This window comes from Mesorhizobium sp. CU3 (genome assembly GCF_006442965.1).
Classification (GTDB): Bacteria; Pseudomonadota; Alphaproteobacteria; order Rhizobiales; family Rhizobiaceae; genus Mesorhizobium.
Genome location: NZ_VFWX01000036.1, coordinates 1 through 968, shown reverse-complemented (window position 1 = coordinate 968; position 968 = coordinate 1). Strand labels below are relative to the sequence as shown.

At 65.5% G+C, this 968-nt stretch carries 1 protein-coding gene; it reads right to left on the bottom strand.

Annotation, left to right across the window (positions count from 1 at the left end; genetic code table 11):
• Nucleotides 1-770: IS110 family transposase (locus FJ988_RS30500; RefSeq protein WP_181183729.1), on the bottom strand; the 770-nt coding region annotated here is incomplete at its 3' end.
• Between the last annotated feature and the right edge of the window lie 198 nt (nucleotides 771-968).

Below are 968 nucleotides of genomic sequence, written 5' to 3'. Positions count from 1 at the left end.
TAGACCACTGTGCGCACGGCGTGGCGGCCGCCCCAGATCATGCGGCGGCCTTTGAAGGTGCCGCTGTCGAAATCGTAGGGAGCCAGGCCGGCAAGGGCTGCAATCTCGCGCCGCGAGGCCTGCCCGATCTCCGGCGCCAGTGCCAGCATGGTATGGCTGAGGACCGGACCGGCACCATGGAAGGACTGGATCAGACGGTCCTTGGCTGCGAGCGCCGGCTGGCTGGCGACAAGATCGGCCATGCGCTTGGCGAGCAGCGCGATGTCGAGCTCGATGCGGCGCAGCCGCTGGGTGAAGAGGCGCCTGACCGTCGGCTCGCGAATCTGCTCGAGCTGATTGGCCAGGCTGACCTTGTCGTCGCTGAGCTGCCTGCGGGCCACGACCAGATCGGCCAATTGCTCAGCGATCGGATCGCATCGCACCGGCCGGGTCGGCAGTTCGGCGCTATAGCGCGCAATCAGCAGGGCATCGATGCGATCGTTCTTGGCCAGCCGGCCAAGGGCGCGGGCATAGTGGCGCAGCTTGTGCGGATTGACGTTCCTGGCCGGTAAACCCGCCTTGCGCAGCGCCTTGGCCACGCCGCGCTCATAGCCGCCGCTCGGCTCCATGCCGATGGCGCGCACATTGCGGCCCTTCAGCCACTTGATCAGCTTGGCCCACCCGTCCTTGTCATTGTCGAAACGCGCCTGTTCCTGCGTCTGGAACACGGCCACGTCGAGCCACCGCTTGGCAACGTCGATGCCGATATCCTGAACCGTTCCTGCAGCCATCTTCTCGGTCCCTTCCTTGTGTGCGGGGGCTTGCCCCTTGCAACTGTTCGGGTTCACAAAAGAAGGCGGTCGGGCCCCAGCTCATCCACGGTTTAGGCTACCTGAGGGGCGACGGGCTCTCGACCGCCGCCACGGATCAGGCAAGCACCTGGTCCGTGGCACCCTCAACAATGCACGATTCCAAACACACAAGGGGTG